The sequence below is a fragment of the Acinetobacter sp. Swhac1 genome, assembly GCF_013390985.1.
Lineage (GTDB): Bacteria > Pseudomonadota > Gammaproteobacteria > Pseudomonadales > Moraxellaceae > Acinetobacter > Acinetobacter towneri.
In genome coordinates, this window is record NZ_JACASN010000007.1 from 88,089 (window position 1) to 114,534 (window position 26,446).

At 40.3% G+C, this 26,446-nt stretch carries 27 protein-coding genes and 1 pseudogene; 14 read left to right on the forward strand and 14 right to left on the reverse strand.

Going from position 1 to position 26,446, the window contains the following annotated elements:
• Nucleotides 1-9: 9 nt before the first annotated feature.
• The 5 genes from eno to HX743_RS05335 all read left to right on the forward strand — a co-directional run bounded on the left by eno (nt 10) and on the right by HX743_RS05335 (nt 4,772).
• Entirely contained in the window at nt 10-1,299 is a 1,290-nt protein-coding gene (eno, locus tag HX743_RS05315; protein WP_178318684.1) for a phosphopyruvate hydratase, read from the forward strand.
• A gap of 13 nt (nt 1,300-1,312) precedes the next feature.
• On the forward strand, nt 1,313-1,717 hold the full coding sequence (locus HX743_RS05320) for a septum formation initiator family protein (RefSeq protein WP_070154623.1): 405 nt from the start codon (nt 1,313-1,315) through the stop codon (nt 1,715-1,717).
• A complete protein-coding gene (gene ispD, locus HX743_RS05325; RefSeq protein ID WP_178318685.1) occupies nt 1,674-2,405 on the forward strand; it encodes a 2-C-methyl-D-erythritol 4-phosphate cytidylyltransferase in 732 nt (243 codons plus the stop codon). Before HX743_RS05320 ends, ispD begins: the two co-directional genes overlap by 44 nt.
• A 127-nt stretch (nt 2,406-2,532) precedes the next feature.
• The gene (gene rodA, locus HX743_RS05330; protein ID WP_096900860.1) at nt 2,533-3,669 is read left to right on the forward strand and encodes a rod shape-determining protein RodA; all 1,137 of its coding nucleotides are present in this window, start codon (nt 2,533-2,535) and stop codon (nt 3,667-3,669) included.
• A 194-nt stretch (nt 3,670-3,863) separates the two neighbouring features.
• Nucleotides 3,864-4,772: an AEC family transporter gene (locus tag HX743_RS05335; RefSeq protein ID WP_154320714.1), complete on the forward strand. Its 909-nt coding sequence runs from the start codon at nt 3,864-3,866 to the stop codon at nt 4,770-4,772.
• Between the two features lie 28 nt (nt 4,773-4,800).
• Here HX743_RS05335 and HX743_RS05340 read toward each other — a convergent pair whose 3' ends face one another.
• A complete protein-coding gene (locus HX743_RS05340) occupies nt 4,801-5,451 on the reverse strand; it encodes a hypothetical protein (protein WP_004973366.1) in 651 nt (216 codons plus the stop codon).
• 98 nt (nt 5,452-5,549) lie between these two features.
• Between HX743_RS05340 and ispF the strand changes: the two genes are divergently transcribed.
• Nucleotides 5,550-6,038 carry a 2-C-methyl-D-erythritol 2,4-cyclodiphosphate synthase gene (gene ispF, locus HX743_RS05345; protein ID WP_019837276.1) on the forward strand — a complete coding sequence of 163 codons (489 nt, stop codon included), beginning with the start codon at nt 5,550-5,552 and terminating at the stop codon, nt 6,036-6,038.
• A gap of 34 nt (nt 6,039-6,072) precedes the next feature.
• Here ispF and HX743_RS05350 read toward each other — a convergent pair whose 3' ends face one another.
• From HX743_RS05350 to HX743_RS05360, 3 genes are all read right to left on the reverse strand, one after another.
• Nucleotides 6,073-6,594, reverse strand: a complete 522-nt coding sequence (locus HX743_RS05350; protein WP_178318686.1) for a protein tyrosine phosphatase family protein — start codon at nt 6,592-6,594, stop codon at nt 6,073-6,075.
• Between the two features lie 61 nt (nt 6,595-6,655).
• Nucleotides 6,656-7,747, reverse strand: coding sequence for a 3-deoxy-7-phosphoheptulonate synthase (locus HX743_RS05355; RefSeq protein ID WP_042068745.1), 1,092 nt, complete (start codon nt 7,745-7,747; stop codon nt 6,656-6,658).
• 170 nt (nt 7,748-7,917) lie between these two features.
• On the reverse strand, nt 7,918-8,805 hold the full coding sequence (locus HX743_RS05360; protein WP_178318687.1) for a sulfite exporter TauE/SafE family protein: 888 nt from the start codon (nt 8,803-8,805) through the stop codon (nt 7,918-7,920).
• Nucleotides 8,806-9,030: 225 nt separating this feature from the next.
• Here HX743_RS05360 and lpxB point away from each other — a divergent pair, with 225 nt between their 5' ends.
• Nucleotides 9,031-10,206 (forward strand): lipid-A-disaccharide synthase, encoded by a 1,176-nt coding sequence (lpxB, locus tag HX743_RS05365; RefSeq protein WP_026438134.1) that lies wholly within the window; start codon nt 9,031-9,033, stop codon nt 10,204-10,206.
• A 31-nt stretch (nt 10,207-10,237) separates the two neighbouring features.
• Nucleotides 10,238-10,477: pseudogene (locus HX743_RS05370) on the forward strand (integrase core domain-containing protein); the annotation flags it as partial.
• Nucleotides 10,478-10,659: 182 nt separating this feature from the next.
• Here the strand turns inward: HX743_RS05370 and HX743_RS05375 are convergent.
• Nucleotides 10,660-12,033 carry an AarF/ABC1/UbiB kinase family protein gene (locus HX743_RS05375; protein WP_178318688.1) on the reverse strand — a complete coding sequence of 458 codons (1,374 nt, stop codon included), beginning with the start codon at nt 12,031-12,033 and terminating at the stop codon, nt 10,660-10,662.
• 143 nt (nt 12,034-12,176) lie between these two features.
• Nucleotides 12,177-12,482: a hypothetical protein gene (locus tag HX743_RS05380; RefSeq protein ID WP_154320717.1), complete on the reverse strand. Its 306-nt coding sequence runs from the start codon at nt 12,480-12,482 to the stop codon at nt 12,177-12,179.
• Nucleotides 12,483-12,712: 230 nt separating this feature from the next.
• On the opposite strand from HX743_RS05380, the gene HX743_RS05385 reads away from it, so the two are divergent.
• The 3 genes from HX743_RS05385 (at nt 12,713) to aroC (ending at nt 15,318) form a co-directional block, all read left to right on the forward strand.
• Nucleotides 12,713-13,093 carry a hypothetical protein gene (locus HX743_RS05385; RefSeq protein ID WP_178318689.1) on the forward strand — a complete coding sequence of 127 codons (381 nt, stop codon included), beginning with the start codon at nt 12,713-12,715 and terminating at the stop codon, nt 13,091-13,093.
• 106 nt (nt 13,094-13,199) lie between these two features.
• Nucleotides 13,200-14,210 (forward strand): 50S ribosomal protein L3 N(5)-glutamine methyltransferase, encoded by a 1,011-nt coding sequence (gene prmB, locus HX743_RS05390; protein WP_178318690.1) that lies wholly within the window; start codon nt 13,200-13,202, stop codon nt 14,208-14,210.
• Nucleotides 14,211-14,223: 13 nt separating this feature from the next.
• On the forward strand, nt 14,224-15,318 hold the full coding sequence (aroC, locus tag HX743_RS05395) for a chorismate synthase (RefSeq protein ID WP_178318691.1): 1,095 nt from the start codon (nt 14,224-14,226) through the stop codon (nt 15,316-15,318).
• A 251-nt stretch (nt 15,319-15,569) separates the two neighbouring features.
• Here aroC and HX743_RS05400 read toward each other — a convergent pair whose 3' ends face one another.
• The 8 genes from HX743_RS05400 to HX743_RS05435 all read right to left on the reverse strand — a co-directional run bounded on the left by HX743_RS05400 (nt 15,570) and on the right by HX743_RS05435 (nt 21,564).
• Complete coding sequence (locus HX743_RS05400; RefSeq protein ID WP_004973403.1) at nt 15,570-15,869, reverse strand: cyd operon YbgE family protein; 300 nt, start codon at nt 15,867-15,869, stop codon at nt 15,570-15,572.
• 4 nt (nt 15,870-15,873) lie between these two features.
• Nucleotides 15,874-15,975, reverse strand: coding sequence for a cytochrome bd-I oxidase subunit CydX (gene cydX / locus HX743_RS05405; RefSeq protein WP_004860610.1), 102 nt, complete (start codon nt 15,973-15,975; stop codon nt 15,874-15,876).
• A gap of 24 nt (nt 15,976-15,999) precedes the next feature.
• Nucleotides 16,000-17,145, reverse strand: a complete 1,146-nt coding sequence (gene cydB, locus HX743_RS05410) for a cytochrome d ubiquinol oxidase subunit II (RefSeq protein ID WP_178318692.1) — start codon at nt 17,143-17,145, stop codon at nt 16,000-16,002.
• A gap of 2 nt (nt 17,146-17,147) precedes the next feature.
• Nucleotides 17,148-18,728, reverse strand: coding sequence for a cytochrome ubiquinol oxidase subunit I (locus HX743_RS05415; RefSeq protein WP_096900849.1), 1,581 nt, complete (start codon nt 18,726-18,728; stop codon nt 17,148-17,150).
• A complete protein-coding gene (gene cydP, locus HX743_RS05420; protein WP_070155611.1) occupies nt 18,728-18,919 on the reverse strand; it encodes a cytochrome oxidase putative small subunit CydP in 192 nt (63 codons plus the stop codon). The genes HX743_RS05415 and cydP overlap by 1 nt, the downstream gene beginning before the upstream one ends.
• A 553-nt stretch (nt 18,920-19,472) precedes the next feature.
• On the reverse strand, nt 19,473-20,081 hold the full coding sequence (locus HX743_RS05425) for an OB-fold-containig protein (RefSeq protein ID WP_096900848.1): 609 nt from the start codon (nt 20,079-20,081) through the stop codon (nt 19,473-19,475).
• 152 nt (nt 20,082-20,233) lie between these two features.
• Nucleotides 20,234-20,545 (reverse strand): Rieske (2Fe-2S) protein, encoded by a 312-nt coding sequence (locus tag HX743_RS05430; protein WP_171287411.1) that lies wholly within the window; start codon nt 20,543-20,545, stop codon nt 20,234-20,236.
• A 14-nt stretch (nt 20,546-20,559) separates the two neighbouring features.
• Complete coding sequence (locus tag HX743_RS05435) at nt 20,560-21,564, reverse strand: adenosine kinase (protein WP_178318693.1); 1,005 nt, start codon at nt 21,562-21,564, stop codon at nt 20,560-20,562.
• A 139-nt stretch (nt 21,565-21,703) separates the two neighbouring features.
• On the opposite strand from HX743_RS05435, the gene HX743_RS05440 reads away from it, so the two are divergent.
• The 3 genes from HX743_RS05440 (at nt 21,704) to HX743_RS05450 (ending at nt 26,427) form a co-directional block, all read left to right on the forward strand.
• Complete coding sequence (locus HX743_RS05440) at nt 21,704-22,153, forward strand: GNAT family N-acetyltransferase (RefSeq protein WP_004973417.1); 450 nt, start codon at nt 21,704-21,706, stop codon at nt 22,151-22,153.
• 151 nt (nt 22,154-22,304) lie between these two features.
• Entirely contained in the window at nt 22,305-25,244 is a 2,940-nt protein-coding gene (locus tag HX743_RS05445) for an insulinase family protein (RefSeq protein WP_178318694.1), read from the forward strand.
• Between the two features lie 34 nt (nt 25,245-25,278).
• Entirely contained in the window at nt 25,279-26,427 is a 1,149-nt protein-coding gene (locus tag HX743_RS05450) for a phospholipase A (protein WP_178318695.1), read from the forward strand.
• Nucleotides 26,428-26,446 lie beyond the last annotated feature (19 nt).

Sequence of the window (26,446 nt, forward strand, 5' to 3'; positions counted from 1 at the left end):
GAATTGTTCATGAGCCAAATCGTTGACATTCGTGCACGTGAAATTTTGGACTCTCGTGGTAACCCAACCATCGAAGCAGACGTAATCTTAGCATCTGGCGTAGTTGGCCGTGCATGTGCACCATCAGGTGCTTCAACTGGTTCTCGTGAAGCTCTAGAACTTCGTGATGGCGATAAAGCACGTTACTTGGGTAAAGGCGTTAAAACTGCGGTAAATAACGTCAATACTTTAATTCGTGATGCTTTACTTGGTAAGTCTGTGTTTGAACAAAAAGACATCGACAACACCATGATTGCGCTTGATGGTACTGAAAACAAAGAAAAATTAGGTGCTAACGCAACTTTAGCCGTGTCTTTGGCTGCTGCGCGCGCTGCTGCTGATGAAAAGAAAATTCCTCTTTTCCAATACATCGCAGACCTTCGTAACAACAGCATTTTAACCATGCCTGTACCAATGATGAACATCTTAAATGGTGGTTCACACGCAGACAACAACGTTGATATTCAAGAGTTCATGATTGAGCCAGTGGGCTTTACTTCATTCTCTGAAGCATTACGTGCTGGTGCAGAAATTTTCCACTCATTAAAATCTGTATTGAATCAAAAAGGTTTAAACACAGCAGTGGGTGATGAAGGTGGTTTTGCGCCAAACTTACGTTCTAACGAAGAAGCAATCACAGTTATTCTTGAAGCTATTGAGAAGACTGGCTACAAAGCGGGTTCTGACATCATGTTGGCGCTTGACTGTGCATCTTCAGAATTCTACAAAAATGGTCAGTACATTCTTGCAGGTGAAGGCAACAAAGCATTCACAAGCAACCAATTCTCTGACTATTTAGCTGGTCTTGTAAATCAATATCCAATTATCTCAATTGAAGATGGTTTAGATGAGTCTGATTGGGAAGGTTGGTCTTACCTCACTTCGATCTTAGGTGACAAGATTCAATTGGTCGGTGATGACTTGTTTGTTACTAACCCGAAAATCTTACGACGCGGTATCGATGAAAAAGTAGGTAACTCAATCCTGATCAAGTACAACCAAATTGGTACTTTGACTGAAACGCTTGATGCAATTTACCTTGCGAAAGCCAATGGGTACACAACTGTTATTTCACACCGTTCAGGTGAAACTGAAGACTCTACAATTGCAGATCTTGCAGTAGGTACAGCAGCAGGTCAAATCAAGACTGGCTCACTTTGCCGTTCTGACCGTGTAGCAAAATATAACCAATTACTTCGTATTGAAGAATTGACGAATGCTGCATATCGCGGTAAAGCTGAGTTCAAAGGTTTGAACTAAGCGAAATCAGTAGATGTCTCTATTAAATGTATTTGACTCCAAGGCGAGTAAAGCATTGTTGGGCCTTGCGATCTTTTTGATCGCAGGGTTTCAATATTTACACTGGTTTGGTGAGGGTGGTTATCGTGACCATGCTGCACTGACAGAAAAAATTCAACAACAAATAGAATTAAATACAGAACTGAAGGAACGCAATCGCGTACTTGCAGCAGAAGTGTATGATTTAAAAAATGGGGTAGAAGCGATTGAAGAGCATGCCCGATTAGATTTAGGCTTAATTAAGCCACATGAAACCTTTGTGCAAATGAGCACGATCAGTACACAATATAAACCAATTTATATTCAACCAAATTCCTCAGTAGATTTACGCAACAATGAATCACAACAACCTGCAGCATCAACCGCCCCGACACCCTAAACTTTGGGCGGTTATTCCCGCAGCGGGTTCTGGTCGTCGTTTTTCTAGAACTGACCTCAAACAATATCAGTATATTCAAGATCAAACAGTTTTAGAGCACAGCATCGCACGTTTAAATCATTTGCCTTTGGCGGGTTATGTTTTGGCGATTGGTCAAGCAGATGATGTAGCACAAAGCCTAAACTTGGTGCAAAAAGAAAAAGCACATTTTTGCGTAGGTGGTGCAGAGCGAGTGGATTCAGTCTTAAATGCACTGCATTATTTATCTGAAATCGCCCATGCAGATGACTGGGTTTTGGTGCATGATGCAGCGCGTCCTTGTGTGACAGCTGCTTGCCTTGAACAGTTGTATCAGACTGCACTGGCAACAGATCAAAGTGCAATTTTGGCTATTCCAGTGCGTGATACTTTAAAAAAGGTAAGCCAAGGCACAAAAATTGAAACCACGGTAAGCCGTGACCAACTTTGGCAAGCGCAAACTCCGCAAATTGCTAAACTTGATGTGCTTAAAACAGCCATTGAATCTGCATTAAAACAGCAATTGACGATTACCGATGAGGCCAGTGCTTTAGAAGCAGCAGGGCAAATTGTAAATGTTGTGCACGGTCGTTCGGATAATATTAAAATCACCTATCCCGATGATTTAGAGCTGGCACGTTTAATTTTAACCTCACAACAACATGGATGATAAAAATCTAGTGTAATTAACACCGCGTTAAACTTGAATCTTCAACGATTAAGCTTTAATGATTCACTCTGTGCCGCTTTGCTTCTATAATTGTCCATCCTGTCTATTTTAAATACCTTTGAGTCGCATGAATCCATCGCAGCAGTATCGTTTTTTACGTCACTCATTACGTGATGGTAGAAGCATTAAAAATGATTCCTCACGCTGGACTAAATTACATTTAGATCCATGGTTGCTGTGTTTTCTGATTTTAAATGCGATTCTGGGTTTAATGGTGGTATATAGTGCCACCGCGCAAGATATGGGGATGGTGCTGCGTCAAGCAACCAGTTTTGGCATTGGTTTTATCGCCATGATTATTTTGGCGCAAATTCCGCCTAAGGTATATCAAGCTGCCAGTCCATATTTTTATATCTTTGCAGTCATCATGCTGGCTTTGGTTTTGGTCATTGGTGAAACCCGTATGGGGGCAAAACGCTGGATCAGCTTGCCGGGTATTGGCAGTATGCAACCCAGTGAATTTATGAAATTTGCCATGCCATTGATGATGGCGTGGTATTTTTCGCGTCGTGCTTTCCCGCCTAAATTGATCCATATCATTGTCGCTTTAGTGATTATGATGATTCCTTTTGTCTTGGTGGCATTGCAACCCGATTTAAACATTGGTTTGATTATTCCCGGTGTCTTTGCGCTATTTTTAAGTGGCATGTCATGGCGATTAATATTGGGGGCAATCACCGCATTGGCTGTTGCAGCACCGTTGCTTTGGATGTTCTTTTTGCAGGAGTACCAAAAGAAAAGGGTACTAACCTTATTTGACCCAGAGTCGGACGCCTTGGGGGCAGGCTGGAATATTATTCAATCCAAAATTGCCATTGGGTCAGGCGGTTTTACAGGTAAAGGTTATTTAGAAGGAACGCAATCACATTTGGGTTATCTGCCTGAACATCATACTGACTTTATTATGTCGACCTATGCCGAAGAGTTTGGTTTTATTGGCGTGTTTTTACTGTTCAGTTTGTTTGCCGCGATTATTTTACGTTGTTTGATGATTGGGATGAATTGTTTCCATAATTTCGGGCGTTTGTATGCAGGCACGGTTGGTCTTACTTTCTTTTTCTTTGTATTTCTAAACTCAGGGATGGTGAGTGGTATTTTACCTGTAACGGGTGACCCATTGCCGCTGATGAGTTATGGTGGAACGGCAGTCATTTCCATGTTGGCGAGTATGGGGATTGTGATGTCTATCCATACTCATCGTTAATACAAAATCCATGTGAAAGGTGATGTGGGTGCAAGTTGCTATCATCATCTTTTTCACATTTTGTGGCTCTAAAATAGCCTAAGCAAAACAGGATAAGCACAAAAAAAATCTCTATAATATCCAATAAATTTACTTTGTTTATTAAGCAATAATTCAAAAAGAACAGCGTAGCAGTAACACATACAGAGCACCCTATGACCCATTTAATTTTTATTGCACTTTTTCCTTTGATTGCCTTAATTGCAATGGGTTATCTGCTTAAGCAATCACGTATGCTGGATGAGCCATTTTGGAAGGGTGCAGAAAAGTTAAATTACTATATTTTGTTCCCCAGCATGTTGTTTTTAAACCTCGCCACAGCAAATATTGAAGCGAAATCAATCGCACAGATTTTGTCGGTCGTAGGGATTATTGTGGCTTTAGTAAGTTGTCTGTTATATGCCTTGCGCGGCTATTTCAAAACACCCGCAGTCCGTTTTGGGGTATATATGCAAAGCATGGTACGTTTCAATACGTATATCGGTTTGGCTTTGGTCGCAGCATTGTTTCAGGTGCAGGGCATGGCGCTGTTTGCGATTATTTTGGTGTTCTGCATTCCATTGGTGAATGTTTTATCTGTGCTGGCTTTAAGCGATACTAAGACTTTACAGGCAAAGCAAATCCTATGGTCATTAATGAAAAATCCATTAATTTTAGGGTGTATTGTTGGCGGTCTATTTAATTTATCAGGTTTGAGCTTGTGGGAAGGTGCAGCGCATTTTATTCGTCAAATAGCGTTATGCAGTTTGCCTTTGGGATTAATGTGTGTGGGCGCAGCATTACAATTTAATGGCTTGCAACGAGATGTATTCGCATTGGCATTGAATGTGTTCGGGCGTTTGTTATTTATGCCTGCTTTGGCTTGGCTAATTTGTCAGAGCTTAAATGTTCCAGTGTTGGAGTCGCAAATTTTAGTCTTGTTTTTTGCTTTACCTACTGCATCGGCAGCTTATGTACTTACACAAGTTTTAGGGGGAGATAGTCGTTTAATGGCTTCAATTATTAGCTTGCAAACCGTATTCGCCGCATTAACTTTGCCAATTGTGTTGTGGTTGCTCATTTAATCTGTCTAATACAATCTATTGTTCAGCATTAATCGTATAAACGATAGATGCCCGCAAAGCGTTCACAACCTTTTTGTTTGGTTTGAATTTTTAAGATTGCTTTAGAATAATTAAACTCATAACTGCAATCGTGCTCATTGTCGATGATTTTGTTTTTTTGATCAGGTGTTGTATAAGCTAAAAAGGCAATACTTTGGCTTTCAAGGCGGTTATTTGGATTGCGATAAGCAATACCTTCAATTTTAATGCTGTTTTTATTGAGTTGATGAATTTGTAAATGTACGGGTTGTGCAGCAAATTGACCATTTTCATATTTTAAATAATGTTGAGTCATGCTTTGATTCATTGAAGTGAAAAAATTCAGTTGATCAATTCTAAAATCAAATTGCTGAGTATAACAATTTAAGCTTTTGCATTGCTGTAAGCGTTGGATCCACAATTGCTGAGTATCTTCTAACAAGCGAATAGGCGCATCACTCATCAAATAAGCTGTTAAATGTTGATCACTTAATTTTTCACGCAATTCTGAGAAATTTTCTGTGCACACCTGCGCCAACTTTTTATTGGGTGTAGATCTACAATCAATCCCTTGTGCATAAGAGAAAGATGAATATAAACAGCCAAATAACAGCAGTGTACTTAAGTTTTTGATAAGATGAATCTCAGATTTCAACAGCATGATCGCTTATACTTTCACTATGTTGCGCTAGGTCTAATATAGCGAAATCGAAAGTATGAATACAAGATTTCAATGATTTATTTCTACAGGAGTTGAACATGGTTGCACAGATTCGTATTGGACAAGGATTAGATGTTCATGCCTTTGAAGCGGGAGATTTTGTGACGCTTGCAGGTGTTCAAATTCCTCATACACAAGGTTTAAAAGCACACTCAGATGGTGATGTAGTGCTGCATGCACTATGCGATGCATTATTAGGTGCTTTGGCGCTGGGGGATATTGGGCAGCATTTTCCAGATACCGATCCAAATTATAAAGGTGCAGATAGTCGGGTATTGCTTAAACAGGTTTATCAACTCATTTTAGACCGTGGCTATAAACTGAATAACGCCGATATTACTGTGGCGTGCGAACGTCCTAAACTTGCACCGCATACGCTAGAAATGCGCCAAAGTGTCGCTGATGTATTGGATGTAGAGGTCACACAAATCAGTATCAAAGCGACAACCACTGAAAAATTAGGTTTTACTGGGCGTCAGGAAGGTATTTTAGCAACAGCGACTGTATTGATTTCTCATACAAAATAATCGCGTTAGAATTTTATCTATACAATCTGCTGAATTAAGAAAGTTCAGCAGATTCTAAAGCTTGTTGTAAATCTTGCGTGGCTTTACGACCTTGTAACTGCAAAGAAACGGCGTGAATTAAACCTGTCCAAGTTTCGTTTGGTTTCCAAATATCGTGTAAAAAGTCTTGAGCTGTGGCAATATCCATATCCATAAAATATTGACGATACAAATACATCAAACTACTGACGTGGTTGTTATTGCTGCAATGTACCCACACCATTTGGTTTTCTAATAAATGATTGACCAAATCGAGCAATAATAAACATTGATCAGAGGATGGTGTTTCCCATGAAATTGGCAGTTGAATATAGTTTAGTCCAACATCCAGACAAATTTTGTCTTCATGGGGAAGGGTGTGTTCCGCATCACTTTCAGCCAAATTAATGACAGTGCCAATACCATATTCTTTAATTTGTTTTAATTCTTCAGCCGTAGGCTGACCTGAAGAAAACAAACGCTCATGAATGAACTGGAAATTTTTAATTTGGCTAAGTTGGGTTTCAATGTCATTCATGCGCGCAGAATTTCCTATGCTACAAATAGAAACGCCATCATGAAGATGGCGTTTTTAAATCTTAACGATTCACTAAAACGTCTTTTAATGCTTCATGCATTTCAAGCAATGCTTTTTCAGTGGTATCCCAGTCGATACAACCGTCAGTCACAGACTTACCATACTCTAAATCGCATAAGTTTTCAGGAATATCTTGACGACCACCTTTCAGGTGACTTTCGACCATAATCCCAACAATAGACTTATTGCCATCTAAAATTTGCTCAGTGATATTTTTTAATACCAATGGCTGTAAGAATGGGTCTTTGTTTGAGTTAGCATGGCTGGTGTCAATCATGATTTTGGTGCTGACTTTGGCTTTGTTTAATGCATTTTCAGCATCTGCAACAGAGCCTGCATCGTAGTTAGGCTTGCCATTACCACCACGTAAAACCACGTGTGCATACGGGTTGCCGCTAGTACGAATTACTGAAACCTGACCTTGATCATTAAGACCCAAGAAGCTGTGACCGTGTTTTACCGACTGCATGGCATTGGTAGCAACTGTTAAGCCGCCATCTGTACCATTTTTAAAGCCGACTGGAGAAGAAAGACCAGATGACATTTCACGGTGCGTTTGGCTTTCTGTAGTGCGTGCACCAATTGCAGACCAAGAAATTAAATCTTGATAATACTGCGGAGAGTTTGGATCAAGTGCTTCAGTCGCACATGGCAAACCTTTTTCATTTAACTCAAGTAAAAGTTTACGACCAAGACGCAAGCCTTTTTCAATGTTAAAAGAGTCATTCATGTCTGGATCGTTAATTAAGCCTTTCCAGCCCACTGTAGTACGTGGTTTTTCAAAATAAACACGCATCACAATATAAAGAGAATCTTTTACTTTTTCGCTTAATACTTTTAAACGATCTGCATATTCATGTGCAGCAGCAGGGTCATGAATAGAACATGGACCAATCACCACAAATAGACGCTTGTCTTTACCATCTAAAATATTGCGGATTGTTTCACGACCACGAAGAACGGTTTGATAAGCATTTTCAGTCAAAGGTAACTCAGTTTTTAATTCTGCAGGAGTCACGAGTGGCTGAATACTTTCAATATTCACGTCATCGATGTCTGATTGTGTAAGAGGATTAGACTGTAAAGTATTCATTGCCGTCACTGGTTTGATCATACAAAAGATTGTTTAATAGTCTGAATATAACATGAATTTCACTGTATTTTGTTATAAAAAGATGAATACTTCTTTAAAAAATAAGTGATGAATCGGGTAGATAAATTAAACGGTCTGTTTTAGCAAAATCCTGTCAGATAAAGCATTCATTATTGGCTGGCTTGTGCCTCAGAAACTGCTGTTGCAGTTTGTGGTGTGCTGATAGGTTTTGATTTCACAGGATTGACCATAAAGTTAATCCCGATAATAAATAAGGTAATACCTAAAACTTTACGAATCACTTTTTCAGGTAAACGTGAACTGACTAAAGTTCCCACCACAATTGCAGGAATCGAGCCAACCAACAACCAAACCAATAGGTGAAAGTCGACATTGCCTGAACTCATGTGACCTAAGCCTGCAACTAGGGTAAGTAAGACGGCATGCACGACATCTGAACCGATAATACGAATCATCGGTAGATTCGGGAACATCAGCACCAATGCCATGATGCCAAAAGCACCTGCACCCACTGAAGAAAGTGTGACAAATACACCCAGTACAACTCCCATAATTACAATGAGGGCACGCTTATCTGCAGCCTGTAGTTTGACCTTTTCAAGGTCTTGGGTCATATCGGGCAATTCTTGTTTACGGTGTTTATTAAAAAACGATTCAATTTGACTGCGAAACATAATTGAGATGCCAGTTAAGGTCAACATAAAGCCCAATACCACGGTCAGTACCATTTTATAATGGGTAGATTGGCTTAAATAATTCTCCAAAACCCAGTGGGTCGCAAATGAAGCAGGAATACTGCCCACTGCAAGCCAAATCACAATGGGCCATACAATATTCATTTTTTTGGCATGAACCAATGAACCGCAGAATTTTGAAATGGCAGCATAGAGTAAGTCTGTCCCAATTGCGATATGCGGTTCAATTTTAAACAAGCTGATCAGGATGGGAGTCATCAGTGAGCCGCCACCCACGCCAGTCACACCCACGCAGAAGCCGACCAATACACCTGCCAAAATAAACTCAATAGGACCAACCATGAAGATATGCCGAAGTCAAAAAAACGTGAATATATTATGACTTTTGGCAATAAGCTGTTGTCATGATTAATGATTTACTTATTCTTAAAACAGATATAGTCAATATAGAAAATCTGCGCAAAATTACAGATTCATTCCACGGCTTACTTTCTGTTTCTTACAAAATAATGTGGCTATGCTAAAATGTGAAAATTCATATCCATTAAAATTTAGAGGATAAAACGCTTGCAAAATCGGAAACTTAAAATAGGTATCGTTGTGGGAGAAGTATCGGGTGATACTTTAGGGGCACAACTTATGCGACGTTTTCGTGAGCAAGGCATTGATGCAGAGTTTGAAGGCATTGGTGGCCCGCAAATGATTGCGGAAGGTTTTAAAAGTTATTATCCGATGGATATTTTATCGGTAATGGGCATTGTTGAAGTGCTGAAAGATTTGAAAAAACTCTTTGCAGTTCGGGATGGTTTGGTCGAAAAGTGGAGCCAACATCCTGTTGATGTCTTTGTTGGGGTTGATGCACCCGATTTTAATTTACGTCTTGCCAAAAGTTTAAAACAGAAAAACTTGCCAATTAAAACCGTGCAATATGTCAGTCCTTCGGTATGGGCATGGCGACAAGGTCGCGTACATGGCATTAAAGCCAGTATAGATTTGGTGCTATGTTTATTTCCGTTTGAAAAAGCCTTTTTTAAAAAATGGGATGTGCCTGCAGCCTTTGTTGGACATCCTTTGGCGAGTCAATTGCCGTTGGAAAATCCAATTGTTGCAGCAAAACTCGAATTGGGTCTAGACCAACAGCAACAATATATTGCACTCTTGCCCGGTAGCCGACGTGGTGAAATTGAGCGTTTAGGGCCGTTGGTTTTAGACGCGGCTTATATTTTGACGCAAAAATATCCGCAGTTTACCTTTTTAATTCCTGCCATTAATGATGCACGTAAACAACAAATTGAAGCGTTATTACAGTCTTATCCGAGTGCATTACAAGACAAAGTGCAATTGATGGAAAATCGTAGCACAGAATCTAAAATTGGACGTCAGGTGATGAATGCGTCCGATATAATTGCACTGGCTTCAGGCACGGCGACGCTAGAAGCAATGCTATTACATCGTCCAATGGTTACGTTTTATAAGCTGAATCGGATCACGTATTGGATTGCGAAACTGTTGGTGAAAATTCCTTATTATTCATTGCCAAATATTATTGCAGGTAAAAAGGTGATTCAGGAGTTAATTCAGGAGGATGCAACACCCGAGCGTTTGGCAGTAGAAATTGAAAAGTTAATTGATATCGAAACAGCACAAATTCAGGTGATGCAGCATATCACTATGCATAAGCAATTATTGTCCGATAACAGTGAAGACCCTGCGCAAGCAATTTTGGCAATTTTAAATCGTTAAACAGTTTAGTCAGCGATTGATTCGCTGTTTTCAAATCAGTATGGATGGTAAAGGTCGATGGGTAGATAATGTGATGGTTGAACGATTATGGCGGAGCGTTAAATATAAAGAGGTGTATCTCAAAGCTTATAGCTGTGTCACAGATGCAAAAAAGCAATTGAGTGCATATTTTGAGTTTTATAATCTAAAACGACCTCATTCGAGTCTAGCCAAAATGACACCCAATGAGTTTTACTATGATCAGCTACCCCAACAAAACAAGGTGGCTTAACTAGAGCGACATATCACTTATAAATACGCTTTTAGTTGTTCAAACAAGTGGGGCCACCTCTTATTATTTATATAAAAATGTGCGCTTTTAAAATAAATTGACCTAAATGACAATTGCATCGAGTGGGCACAACAATCATTTAGGTCTATAAAAAAGCTTTGATTGAAGAAAAAAATTGGGGCTTAAATAAACTTTTGAATCATTTTACGGACATTGGTTTTCGCATCAATCACGGTCATAAAGGTGTAGGCACCAATAAATTTACGACTAATGAACATAAATTCTTTAGGCGGCACGCTAAAGTAACGCGAAGCCATCGATTTAGATGCCTGTTGCATGACACGGCTGTGCAGCTGACTTTTTTTCCAGTCATAGCGTGATTGTTCATCCATTACGCCAGCAGGTAAGTCACGGTTATTGTCTAGGTGACTAAAGGCTTCTGTGGCCAGTAAAAATACTTTAGCCATATCGGGTTTAATGCTTTCAGGAATACTGTCAAAAAAATCGTAACCTGTCATGGCATTCACCATCATTTGTGGGTCGTGGTAATAACCCGCCTTGATCAAATTACGCGCCACAGTCAGCAAGTGTTGATCAAATTGACGAATAGCACCAAAGTCGAGCAGTACAATTTTATCGTGAATATCTTCACCATTACCTAAGCGAACTAAGTAGTTGCCAAAGTTCGGGTCAGTCTGCATTTCGCCCCATTCAAATACTTCACGCACAGCAATTTCTAAAGAGGCTTCGCCTAATTGGTTACGGCGTTCTTGAGGTAATGAGAGCATGACAGGGCTGTTAATCGGTACGCCACGTTCAAAGGTCATACACAGCACTTGGTCGCTACAGTATTCATCCACAATTTGCGGCACAATGTAGCGCGGATCATCTTTTAAACGGGCAGCAAAACGACGTGTCGTTTCCGCTTCAATTTGATAGTTGACTTCACGATGCATCATTTCACGCACTTCATCAAACCACTGATCAAATTCACGGGTTTGCGGCACCATGCGTGTCAATTTGAGCATATTTCTAAATAGGCTCATGTCTGAGTCAATCGCATCTGCTACGCCTGGATATTGGATTTTTAATACCAACTCCAAACCATCCGACTTGCGGGTCGCGCGGTGAACTTGAGCCAAAGAGGCTGTACCTAATGGCTCATGATCAATGGTGAGATCATCAAGTTTGGCACCTAACTGTGCCTGTAATTGCTGTTTAATTGCAGGCCATGCCAATGCGACAGTCTGGTTATTCAGCGTGTTGAGTGCTTGCGTAATTTCTTCAGGTAAAAAATGTTCGCCGTACAGCGCCATCATTTGCCCAATCTTCACGATAGAGCCTTTGAGTTTGCCAATTTCAGCCACCAAGTAATCGGCTTGTTCTTTCATGGCTTTTTTTCGTTTACGTTCTTTTTCTTCTTCGCTTGAAAACATAGAGGTGGCATTCGAGGCTGCCCATCGTGTTCCTGCAAGTAAAGATGCCTTTGCGATGGATAAGCGTCGATCCATAGAGGAAGTCTTGAGGTGTTTAAGCTTATCGTTCTGATCTGACATTAAAATCAATCCTTAAATCAGCAATATGCAGGAAAATTAGATTGTAACGGATATTAGCGCGTCTTAACGTATTAAAAAAGTTCAACTTGCTGAACGACGAGTTTCCTCGTGAAAAAAGTATGAAAAACGGCTTAAAAGTACTTTTACATCCGATATTGCACTTTGGTTTCGGCTTTTTTCATCAATTGCGCTTTGTTGTCTTGGATAAATTTGAGAATCATCAATTTTACAGAATCGTGTAAAAAACCATGCGCATATCCCTTAACAATAATCACGCTGGGCAAACTAAAAAATAGATATTTGGCATCATCTAATGACGAATTTTCAAAAATGCCGTTTTCAATCAAAATTTGCTGAAAAAATTGTTTTTCAATCAAGACTGCTTCGGAGTGGTTGTCATTCCAATAGCTTTGGCGCATGGCCATCAAATTATTGTGTTTGTAGCTCATAAGGCTGAAAGCTTTATCTATAAAATGAGTAATTCAATTATTGGGATGTTGTCACATTTTTCAATGATTGTTGTTCATTTATCATCGACTCAGCTATAAAAATCAGGGGATTGACTATATGCTTTTTAACCTGAATCTTGTAGCATCAATGCAGCAATTTGGGTTTTGTAAAATTATAAAATATTGAAAATTTACCGCGCTTTAAAAACAGACTGCGCTCAGGGGGAAATATGAAAGTTTGGACATTTACACTATTGGGGATGCTGACTTTGGGTACAGCTCAAGTTTGGGCGAATGGCGTTTCACAAGGCTATACGCAATGTATGAACAATAGTTATGGCAAAATTTCCCAATCGCAAAAATGTATTAAAACTGAGCAAAAAGCACAAACCAAACGACTCAAAAAACACTATAAAGCCTATGTAAAACGCAGCGCAGGCAATGCCAGTAATATTCAACAACAGCATCAACTTTGGGAAAACCGTGTAAAACAACGCTGTTATTTATCGACTCAAAGCGATTTTGCCGCATTACAACGTGCACAATGTGTTTTGCTGCAAACAGCAGAGCGCGCTGATTATTATCAAGGTCAGTTTGTGGGAATCAAATAAGTAAAACCATAGTAAATAAATTACTTGGAAACTGCTTAAACATTATAAAACCGAGCAAAACAAGGTATCATAAGGCGTTTTAAAATTTGACCTTGGAGCGCCTTAAGTGGATCGACCGACAATTAGCCCTGAACATTTGCAGGAAGCTGCTGAAAACCTATCAACCATTCGTGATTTTATTCGCTTTGGGGTTACAGCACTACGTCAATACGATGCACATTTAGGTCAAGGTACAGAAGATTATTTTGCAGAAAGTTCTGCATTGGTGTTACAAACTTTGTCTTTAGACTGGAATGCAGACGCTGAAATTTTAGATGCAAAATTATTGCCGAGCGAAGCAGCTGAATTTTTAAGCTTGCTCGAACGTCGTATCAATGAAAAAGTACCAACTTCTTACTTATTAAACTTGGCGTATTTCTTCGGAAAACCATTTTATGTCGATGAGCGTGTTCTAATTCCACGTTCACCTATTGCCGAGCTAATTGAAAATCGTTTTGCGCCATATTGCCTAGATGAAGAAGGTCAAATGCGCGAAGCAGATAACAATTTACCAGCCAATGCTGCGCCTAAAACCCCACAACGTATTTTGGATATGTGCACGGGTTCAGGTTGTATTGCGATTGCTTTGGCTTATGCTTTTCCAGATGCTGAAGTCGATGCAACTGACATTTCAAAAGATGCTTTGGAAGTCGCACAAATTAACTGTGAACATCACAACAAACAATACCAAGTGGCGTTGCTTGAGTCTGATTTATTCGCCAAAATCCCAGCCGAAAATCAGTATGATTTAATCGTATCTAACCCGCCGTATGTTGATGCGGAAGATATGGCAGATTTACCTGAAGAATTCCATCATGAGCCAGAATTGGCATTGGCAGCAGGGCAAGACGGCTTAGATTTAGTCCGTAAAATGTTGGCGCAGGCGGCAGATTACTTAACTGAAGATGGTCTGATTGTGATTGAAGTAGGTAATTCTGAATGGGCGATGAAACAGAATTTCAACACGGTTGATTTGCACTGGTTAAAATTCCAAAAAGGTGGTTCAGGTATTTTTGCATTGACTGCAGCACAATGCCGTGAATATCGCGATTTATTTATTCAATCTGTTCAAGCATAAGGAGTCGTTGGACGTGGCAGGTAATAGTATAGGGCAACTTTTCCGTGTAACGACTTGTGGTGAATCTCATGGCGTAGGTCTGATGGCGATTGTCGATGGCGTGCCACCGGGGATTGAACTGTCCGCAGAAGATTTACAAAAAGATTTAGATCGCCGTAAACCGGGTACGTCTAAGTTCGCGACACAGCGCAAAGAACCCGATGAAGTTGAAATTATTTCAGGTGTTTTTGAAGGTAAAACCACTGGAACTTCAATTGGTTTACTGATTCGTAATACTGACCAAAAATCGAAAGACTACGGTAATATTGCACAGACTTTCCGCCCTGGGCATGCAGATTATACCTATACGCAAAAGTATGGTTTCCGCGATTATCGTGGTGGTGGACGTTCAAGCGCACGTGAAACAGCAATGCGCGTTGCAGCAGGTGCAATTGCAAAAAAATACCTGTTCGAAAAATTTGGAATTGTGATTCGTGGTCACGTCACTCAAATTGGTACAGAAAAAGCTGAAAAGCTAGATTGGAACGAAGTACCAAACAATCCATTTTTCTGTGGCGATGCCGATGCTGTACCACGTTTTGAAGCTTTGGTAACGTCTTTGCGTGAACAGGGTACAAGCTGTGGTGCAAAACTGGAAATTGTGGCTGAAAAAGTTCCTGTGGGTTGGGGCGAACCTATTTTTGATCGTTTAGATGCCGATATTGCCCATGCCATGATGTCTATCAATGCTGTGAAAGGCGTTGAAATTGGAGATGGTTTTGCAGTGGCAGCGCAGTTTGGGCATGAAACCCGTGACGAACTGACCACTGACGGCTTTTTGGCGAACCATGCAGGCGGTATTTTAGGCGGTATTTCTAGTGGTCAAGATATTCGTGTTGCGATTGCTTTAAAACCAACAGCCAGTATTACTACACCTGGTAAAACCATTAATTTAAACCGTGAAGATACGGATGTACTGACCAAAGGACGCCATGATCCTTGCGTAGGTGTGCGTGCAACGCCAATTGCAGAAGCTATGCTTGCGATTGTATTGATGGATCATTTCATGCGTCATCGTGCGCAGAATGCCGATGTGGTTGCACCGTTTGCACCCATTGAGCCGAAATAACAATATGCTTTAAGCAAGGTGCATAATCATTGCCAAGTGCGAAAATATGTTGTGAAAAAAGCCAAACCGTAGTGTTTGGCTTTTTCTGCCTGAGTTTTGAGCTTAGTTCTTCTTTTAGATTGTAAGTTTCAAAATTTTATACGCTGTTTTATATGGTGAACATGCAGAGGAATGATCTGCGGCTCCTAAATATTAAGCCAATAAAAAAGAGCGCATATTGCGCTCTTTTCAAGGAATTTATTTACACCTCATTAAAGAAACCAAGTGTAATAACCCCAAATCATCAATGGCCAAGCCACAAATGGGCTAAATAACCATTTCCAAAACCAAAAGCGTGGAATAAAACCAACACCGTGTACAAAGCCACCTGAAATACCAATCATAATAAACATCATGGCACGGTGGCTATATTCACCGTTGGCATCCAGCATTGCTGCTGGATGAAGAAGCAGTACAGCTGCGAGTGGGAATGCCAATAAACATGAAATAACCATCGCAATCTTGTTCGGTTTTTGAACTGTTGTTTCAGCGTTCACTGCAGTGTCTGTCATCTAATTATTCCTCGTCAAGGTCTTGATGAGATTCAATATACAGGGCACTCAAGACACCTGCAAAGCATGCCATCAGAATACCGAGAATCCATGCAAAGTACCACATAATTTATTCTCCTTAGACACAGCCTTAGTAAAGGCTGTGTGAATTCTCTTTAATGTGCTTGTTGGTGATAACGCCCCACATTTTGTAGTAACACCAAGTGGTGTATAGCAAAATAATTGGTACGAAGATACATGCTGCAACAGTCATTACAGTTAATGTGTTTTTACTTGATACCGCATCCCACATGGTCAAGCTTGCAACTGGGTTGAGGCTTGATGGCATTAAGAATGGGAACAATGCAAAACCTGCAGTTAAAATCGCACCGATCACCGCTAAAGATGAACCTGTGAAACTTAAACCAGCTTTGTTTTTACCTGCTGCAAGAATAATCAAAATACCGCCCAAGATGCCCATAATTGGTGCAATCATGGTAATAGGGTACGCTGAGTAGTTATTCATCCAGCCTGGGTTTGCATTGGTTAAAACTTCTTTAGCCAATGGGTTTGCTACGCCATTCGTGTCGTATGGAGTTACTAGGGTATAACCTTCGATACCACCGAAGTATAACCATGCGCCTGCACCTAAGAAACACACAAGGAACACAATACCCATGATTTGCGTTGCTTTTGCAGAGCGTGCACGTAAGTCACCATCGGTACGCAGCATTAACCATGCACCACCATGCGCACAAAGCATAGACAAGCTGACTAAACCACACACTAAAGCAAATGGGTTTAATAATGCAAAGAAGCTGCCTGTATATGTTGAACGTACAGTTTCGTCTAGGGTAAATGGTACGCCAAGGAACATATTACCAAACGCAACACCGAATACTAATGCAGGAACTGCACCACCTACAGCCAAACCCCAGTCCCAAGATGTACGCCATTTGGTGTTTTCAAGTTTTGAACGGTAGTCAAAACCAACTGGGCGCAGGAATAGGGCAAACAGAACTAAGAGCAGTGCCCAATACATGCCTGAGAATGCTGTTGCATATACCATTGGCCAAGCAGCAAATAACGCACCACCCGCTGTAATGAACCAAACTTGGTTACCATCCCAGTGCGGTGCAATCGTGTTGATCGCAGCACGACGTTCTTCGTCAGTTTTACCTACAAATGGCATGATCGCCATTGAGCCCATGTCGAAGCCATCGGTGAGGGCAAAGCCAATGAGTAATACACCCACCAACACCCACCAAATGATTTTGAGTAATTCATATTCGATCATGCTTAAGCCTCCTCATTGGCTTTTTTCGCAGCTTCAATTTTCTCGAAGTGGTATTTACCAGTATGAAGCGAGCTTGGGCCTAGACGTGAGAATTTGATCATCAAGTACATTTCAATAATCAGCAATACGGTATAGAACGCTGCCAATGCAATGATTGAGCCCCATACGTCGCCAGTGCTGAGTGAAGATGCAGACAAGTGTGTTGGAAGTACTTCACCAATTGTCCATGGTTGACGACCAACTTCTGCTACATACCAACCTGTTTGCGCTGCAATCCAAGGTAATGGTAATGAGAATAACGCAAATTTTAATAACCAAGGTTTACTTTCTGCGTTGCGTTTAGCCACTGCAAAAGTTGCAAGTGCGAATAACAACAGCATTAAGAAACCAGAAGCTACCATGGCACGGAATGCCCAGAACAAACTTGGTACGTGTGGAATAGTATCCGCAGCAGCCATTTTAATTTGTTCGTCAGTCGCATCTACTACGTTTGGCGTGTATTTTTTCAACAATAAACCATAACCCAAATCGGTTTGAGTTTGCTCAAATGCAGCTTTAAGTTCAGGAGATTGGTCGCCCGCACGTAATTGCTCAAGTTGTTGATAAGCAACCATACCGTTACGAATACGAACTTCGTGGTTTGCGATCAGGTCTTTAATACCAGTCACTTCTTCGGTGATAGAACGCGTTGCAATAATCCCCATTACATAAGGAATTTTAACTGCGTAATCTGTCGTTTGCGTTTCTTCGTTTGGAATACCAAATAAAGTGAACGCTGCAGGAGCAGGGTGAGTATCCCATTCTGCTTCAATTGCTGCGAGTTTGGTTTTTTGAACATCACCTAATTCATAACCTGATTCATCACCAAGTAGAATTACAGATAAAGTAGAAGCTAAACCGAAAATTGCTGCAATAGCGAATGAACGACGCGCAAATGGCAAGTCTTGCTTTTTCAATAAGTAATAACTTGAAATCGCTAAAACGAAAATAGCACCCGTTACATAACCTGCAGAAACAGTGTGTACGAATTTAACTTGCGCAACAGGGTTAAAAATTAACGCCCCGAAGTCAACCAATTCCATACGCATGGTTTCGTAGTTAAAGGTAGAACCCACTGGGTTCTGCATCCAGCCGTTGGCAACTAAAATCCAGAGAGCGGACATATTAGAACCAAGCGCAACCAGCCACGTTACACATAAGTGCTGCACTTTGGAGAGGCGATCCCATCCAAAGAAGAATAAACCAATGAAGGTCGATTCTAAGAAGAAGGCCATTAAACCTTCAATTGCGAGTGGTGCACCAAAGATATCACCCACGTAGTGTGAGTAATACGCCCAGTTTGTACCAAACTGGAACTCCATGGTTAAACCAGTGGTTACCCCTAAGGCAAAGTTAATACCGAAGAGTTTTCCCCAGAATTTGGTCATGTCTTTATAAATTTCTTTACCAGAAATCACATACGTGGTTTCCATAATGGCAAGAATAAAAGCCAGACCTAAAGTCAGTGGAACAAAAATAAAGTGATACATCGCGGTCATTGCGAATTGGAACCGCGAGAGATCGACCACGCTTTCAGAAATCATCAACGTGTCTCCTTGATTGAGGAAGGACTGCCAGCAATACGCTCAGCAACTTGTGAATCAAAATTTTGAGGAATAGTTGGGGCATCAAACCAAATATTTTTGATGACCATTAACAGCACGACCTTAATTATTAAAATGATCGTGAGTTCACGAACTACTTTTCTATTTAAATCTTTAGGAACTAAGCTCACTTTTATAAGCCTATTTTTTAAACTGTGTTTTATATTATTAAACAAAAACATACAAAAAAAAATAGCTGGCACAGTTAAAATGCAAATATATTGTTAACTTATTATAAATCAATAGTTTGTTTTTGGGTGTTGCAGAGAATAAATGGAGGAAAGTAATATTTTTTAAACTTGACAGAAACACTTGTAATTAATAATTCAAAATCTGACTAAAATACTTATATTTTAAAAAAGCAAATCAGACTAAATTGCTATGAATAAAAATCAATCTAAAAATAGCAATAAATTAGAGATATTATCAGCTAATAATTATTCTCATTCTTTTGTTAAAGTTTAATGACGATTCCGCATATTTTTTTATTTCCCTACAATGTAGTGGTGCTTTGTCTTTGGCTTAGTCTAGGGTAAACAGCATTTTTTCATAATGATTTTGTGTAAATATTGTTCAGATCACATGAAATGTATCGTTTATAAACAAACAGATTGTGTTGAGTTTGAGTGAAAAATTTTAACTTTCTTAGGTCAGCATGATTGGTTTTAAATCTTAAAAAATAACTTATTGATTGCTAAATAGGTTATTTGATGCCGAAATTTTTTTGGCAAGATAGTGAGATCTTTTTTTGCGCACAATAATAATTTGAGCTTGAAATTCAAGTTCACCAAATTCAGGTTCAACCTGCACATAATGCAGTTGCCCAAACTCATCACGTACACGTGCTTGTGCAGAAAAACCAGGACGGGCATTACCACTGGAAATTGTGGCTAAACGTCCGAGTAAATCGACTTGGCGCACGCTATATTTGGGCTTAATCACTTGGTCTAAACAGTGAATCATGAAGACTGTAAAAAAGATGGCAATAATAAACGCTGGAATAATAATGTAATAAGCAGGAACGAAATGTTGTTGTTGTGAGTAAATCAAAAACTGTAAAAAATATCCTGCAACACTGAAATTCATCAGTAAAAAAACAAAAATCAGTACTTTAGAAAATTTAACATCTAAAAGTGGCGATTCTGTAATTCGTTGTGAAAATGCACGTTTGAGCAACTGACTTGGGCGAAAATTAAAGTAATAACCAATCGTTTCGACAGTGCTGAGTAGCAATAAAACAACTAGGCTGAGATGAAAGGGCATTAAGTTCAAATCAGATAAAAACTCATGCATGCGCTAAACTCACGTGTTGAAATATTTATAGGTGATGTTATTAGATGCAGATCATTGATCTAACTCTGCTTAGAGAGCATAGATAAATGATCTGGTTTTGTATAGAGCTAAGATTTGGAACTTTTCGCTTCTTTCTGAAAGTTGCAAAAAAGTTAGTCGTTGATCAAGTAAATCCCACCATCTGAATGAACGCTGATCTCAACTTTCTCAAGTGATTGACCTAAACATGGGCCAGAAATACATTCACCTGTTTCAACTAAAAATAAAGCACCATGCGTTGAGCATTCGATATATTCTTGGTCGCGGTCTAAGAACTGGTTTTCTAAAAATTCTAATTCCACTTGTAGGTGTGGGCAGACGTTTTGGTAAGCGTAATACATGCCATCACGTTGGGTGATAAAAATTGTGTCACCATTTGGCGTTTCGTAGGCACGTGCTTCACGCTCAGGAATGTCTTCCATCATACAAATTTTATTCATTATGCAGATTCCTTTTGAATGCTATGTAAAAGTTTAGCGTAATCTTCTACCGCAAGACGAGGGCCGAATTGAGAAACCACTTCACTTGAAATCAGAATGGCAAGTTGAGCTGCAGTTTGGAAACCTAAGCCTGCATTGAGTGCATACAGGAATGAACCTGCAAAGGCATCACCCGCACCGTTGGCATCAACAGCAGTGACTTGACGACCTGGTACAGAAAAAGCGTTGTCGCCATCATAAATTAGGGCACCTTGTGCGCTCAATGTAATGACAATGTATTTGCTTTTTTGTTTTAGTTGTTCTAATGCCGCTTCAGCCGTTTCCGTTCCTGTGTACATCATGGCTTCTTGCTGGTTACAGAAGATCAAATCCACACCATCATCTAGTAACTCATCCAAACCTTCACGCGCATATTGCACCATGGCAGGATCAGATAAAGTCAGTGCAATTTTAACCTGATTGGCTTTGGCAATTTCACGCGCTTGTTTTACCGCAGCACGTGCAGTATCACTAGTAGATAAATAACCTTCGATATAAAGCCATTTTGCTGTTTTAAGTGGCTCAAAATCAATTTGTGTAGCAGAAAGTTCTGCGGTAATGCCCAAGTAAGTGTGCATGGTACGTTCAGAGTCATCACTCACAAGTACCATACAAGTCCCTGTAACGCCTTCACTGACCGATTTGGTTGTGGTGTGAATACCTGCTTCATTTAAGCCTTTGAGGTAAATATCACCCAATTCATCGTTACCAACACGGCAGGCATAGAAGGCTTGACCACCTAAAGCACTAAATGCAACGGTGGTATTTGCGGCAGAACCACCCGAAGCTTGGCCTTTATGTCTTTGTGTTTTAATTAAGTTGTTGTATAAATTTGCTTGTGTTTCACCATCGGTTAATTGCATAGTACCTTTTTGCAAGCTATGTTGAATGAGAAAGTCATCCGAGACTTGAAATTCTTGGTCAATTAATGCATTACCAATTGCAAAAAGGTCAACAGTTGCCATGTCTTTAAATCACAGTCAAAATTAAAAACGCTAAGTTTACACCAATGCTCAGGATTGCTGTAGTTTCATGAATAAAATTCAGCTGAATGAATGTTATTGATGAAAAATAGGGGTTTAGCAGAGTTATCAGGAAGGTTAGATGAACATCGAAATTAAAGAAGCACAAGAGTTACCAACGCAAATTCAGACTTTGGCCAAACATGCTGCTCAAGAAGGCTTTGATTTTGTCCATCGTTTAATTGAAGAATGGGAAAGTGGTAAAAACCGCTTTAATCAGCCTGGTGAGTTTTTATTGTTTGTTTACGATGGTGATCAATTGGTTGCATGTGGTGGCTTAAACCAGCAATGGAATGAGCAAGATATTGAAAGTCGTATTGGACGTGTACGTCGTTTTTATGTTTTGCCAAATTATCGTAAACATGGCGTAGGTAAACAGCTCTTGCAACATTTAGAGAAAAAAGCACGTGCTAATTTTTCGGCGTTGTGTTTAAACACTGATACCAAATCGGCAGCGCATTTTTATCAAAAACAGAATTATGTGTATGTCGAAAATCATCCAAACTATAGTTATTTTAAATACCTGATCTAGTTTTGCTCATGCTACAAGCAGCAGTGTAGGCAGCATTTTGTTGATACTTTGCAAATTTCAATCAATTTAGTCGGGTTTTCAACGTGAATTATCTAAAGAACTAAAGCTATAATGGCTTTAGTTTTTTATTTGCTTATTTTTAGGAGATCACATGACTGTAGATGTCACTGAAACCATTTCCCAGACTGTACATCCTGCGTTTCAGTTGGTACGTCAACACCATGTTGAAGCCTTAGACATTTTAGTGTCTGAATATAAACATAAAGTTACAGGTGCGGTGCATTATCATTTGGCGACAGATCATGATGAAAATGTATTTTTAGTCGCATTTCGCACTCAGCCGATGGACTCCAAAGGTGAGGCACATATTTTAGAACATACTGCGTTGTGTGGTTCTGAAAAATTCCCTGTCCGTGACCCGTTTTTTTTAATGATTCGTCGTTCATTGAATACTTTTATGAACGCATTTACCGCGGCAGATTGGACGGCTTATCCATTTGCAACACAAAACAAAAAAGATTTCCAAAACCTGCTTGCGGTATATATGGATGCGGCTTTTGCAGCCAATTTAAATCCTCTCGATTTTGCTCAGGAAGGTATTCGTATTGAGTTGGAAAATGGTGAGCCTGTTTATAAAGGCGTGGTATTTAATGAAATGAAAGGTGCGATGAGTTCGCCATCCGATCAGCTTTATCACCAATTGGCTTATCATTTATTCCCTGAAACAACTTACCACTACAATTCAGGTGGCGACCCGAAAGATATTCCAGATTTAACCTATCAAGAATTGGTAGATTTTTATAAGTCACATTATCACCCAAGTAATGCGGTATTTATGACTTTTGGCAATACGCCTGCATACGATTTACAAGAACAGTTTGAACAGTTGGCTTTGGCGAAATTTGAACAGGGCGAAACGTTGTATTCGAAGCCTGAGCGTCGTTTAGCTGCGCCAGTGGCAGTGACTGAAAGTTATGCAGTCGATGCAGAAGAACTGAAAGATAAAACTTATCATGTTTTGGCGTGGTTATTGCCTGAAGCAAGCGATATTAAATTACGCTTAGGTATGCGTTTGGTTGAAGGTGTTTTACTTGAAAATTCTGCATCACCACTGCGTCATTATTTGGAAACTTGGGCGCATGCACAATCTACAGGGCCATTGATGGGTGTAGATGATTCCAACTTTGAAATGACGTTCTTCTGTGGTGTGCAAGGTTCTAACCCTGAACATGCAGCAGAATTTCAGGCGGGCGTTTTAAAAGTTTTACAAGACGTGGCTGCACAGCCTGTAGATACGGCATTGGTCGATGCAATTTTGCATCAAATTGAATTGCATCAGCGTGAAATTAATGGTGATGGTATGCCATACGGGTTGAGCTTGATTTTAAATGGTTTAAGCAGTGCAATTCACCACAATGACCCAATTCAGGTGTGGGATGTAGATACCGCAATTGAACAAGTCAAAGAAGAACTTAAAGACCCAATGTGGTTATCGCAATTAATTCAGACACATTTAATTGATAACCCACACCGTGTGCAAATGACTTTGGTACCGGATGCAGAAAAATCGGCCAAAGATGCTGCACTTGAAAAAGCACGTCTGGCTGATATAGGCGCACAACTCACAGATGAGCAAAAAGCAGAAATCGTCGCGCAAACGGAAGCTTTAAAAGTCCGTCAAGATACGCCAGATGATTTGAATTTATTGCCAAAAGTTGGTTTGGAAGATGTGCCTGCAGCTTTGCATATTGTGCAGGGTGAGTTGCGTGAAATTATCAGTAACCGCATTGATTATCCTTTAAATTTATATCATGCAGGAACCAATGGAATTTACTATCAGCAAGTATTGATTCAAATTCCTGATGAAATTGTTCAATCGCCATATTTTAATTTGCTGTCTATTTTGATGGGCGAAGTGGGTGCAGGTGAATACGACTATTTAGAATTACAACAGCTACAAACCGCAGTCAGCGGTGGTTTGGGCATGGGCGCATCTTTACGCTCTAAAGTCGATGACAAAAATCAGATCAGTGCATGGCTCACTTTAACCACTAAGTCTTTGGTGAATAATCTTGAAGCCATCCGCTTGCTGAAACTGGCATTTGAGCAATTACGTTTTGATGAAAAAGACCGTATTATCGAGCTATTACAACAACGTAAAACCCGTTGGCAGTCGCGTTTGTCGGGTTCGGGGCACAGTTATGCCATGCAAATTGCAGGACGTCATCACAGTGCTTTGGCACAGCGCGATTACAACAACACAGGTTTGGGCGCATTAAATTGGTTGGCAGACTTGGTTGCTAAAATTGAAAAAGATGCAGCGGAATACGAGAAACTGATTGCTGAATTGCAATTGATCCACCATAAATTACTGCAAGCACCTAAACAATTTTTGTTGGTATGTGAAGAACATCAATCTGACCGTTTGGTCGAAGAAGTTCAAGAAGTTTGGGATAAACTTACTGTTGCAGAAAATCCTGCTGCTTTAACTCAAGTTCCTGTAGATGATTCAGCGCAAGATCAAGCATGGTTGATTCAAGCCAATGTGCAATTCTGTGCAGCAGCGTATCCTGCGGTGGAAGTGTCGCATCCTGATGCTGCACCTTTGATGGTATTGGCTGCATATTTGCGCAATGGTTTCTTACACAGCGCAATCCGTGAAAAAGGCGGCGCTTACGGTGGCGGTGCAAGCTACGATGGCAATGCATGTTCATTCCGTTTCTATAGTTATCGTGACCCACGCTTGGCAGAAACTTTTGCAGACTTTGAAGCGAGTATTGATTGGTTATTTAATGCAGAGCAGTTGCCGCATCAACTAGAAGAAGCGATTTTAGGTTTGATTGCCAGCATGGATAAACCGGGTTCGCCTGCAGGTGAAGCGATTACTGCATGTTATGCATTATTGCACGCGCGTACACCCGCATTCCGCACAGTTTTGCGAGAGCGTTTATTGGCGGTTACTTTAGACGATTTAAAACGTGTTGCGGAGCAATATTTGCGTCAGCAGCAAGCATCTAAAGCCGTAGTCGCACCTGTGTCAAAACGTGAAGCATTGCTCGAACTTGGTTTTGAAATTAAACAAGTGAACTGATACGTGAAATAACAACGAAAACTTAGGGGGATTTATGAGCGCGTTCAAACTGTTTGAACGCACAGGACTGTCGCTGAGTGTTGCCGCACTCAGCACTGTGTTTGTGGCGAAAACCTATGCACAAGACCCAGCTAGCTTAGTTGCACCTGCAACACCTGAAGCCTGTGTGGCTTTAGAGTCAAATGCTGATCGTTTGGTGTGTTACGATGCTCTGTTTAAAACTCCTGAAGCAGAAAAAACAGCGCTGATTAGCGAACGTCAAGCCGCTCAGGCACTTGCTCCTGCACCTGAAACTGTGAAAGAAAAAATTGCAGTGGGTGTGAGTAATTTATTTTCATTTGATGTACCAAAGCTTGATCCGAATGTATCTTTACTGGATAAGCGCTGGGAGCTTTCACCCGATAGCAAATTAGGCACATGGAATTTACGTGCTTATCAACCTGTGTATTTGATGCCTACTTTTTGGACGTCCGATAAAAATGAACGTCCACAAAGCTTGAATGAGCAAAATACCGTTCCCGTGGGTAAGGAGCAAAACCTGACCTCAATGGAAACCAAATTTCAGCTGTCTTTAAAAACCAAAGCGGTAGAAAATCTGTTGGGTGATAACGGTGATGTGTGGCTAGGTTATACCCAGTCATCACGTTGGCAAGTTTACAATGGTGATGAGTCACGCCCATTTCGTGAAACCAATTATGAGCCTGAAGCCAGTTTAATGTTCCGTACCAATTATCAGCTTTTTGGTTTACATGGGCGTTTGATGGGGCTGACATTGAATCACCAGTCCAATGGTCGTTCCGATCCATTATCACGCAGTTGGAATCGGGTGATTTTTAATTTAGGTTTTGAAAAAGACAATTTTGCCTTGATGTTACGTCCGTGGTATCGCATTGAAGAAGACCGCAGCGATGACAATAACCCTGAAATTAAAAATTATATCGGGCGTGGCGATATGTTGGCATTTTATCGCTGGAAAGAGCATGACTTTTCTTTGATGCTTCGTCATAGCTTAAAAGGCGGTGATGACGCGCACGGTGCAGCACAGTTTGACTGGGTTTTCCCAATCAGTGGAAAATTACGCGGTCATTTCCAGTTGTTTGATGGTTATGGCGAAAGCCTGATTGATTATAACCACCGCGCCACCTATGTTGGTTTGGGTGTGTCTTTAATGAATTGGTTTTAAGTAGATTAAGATTGATTTC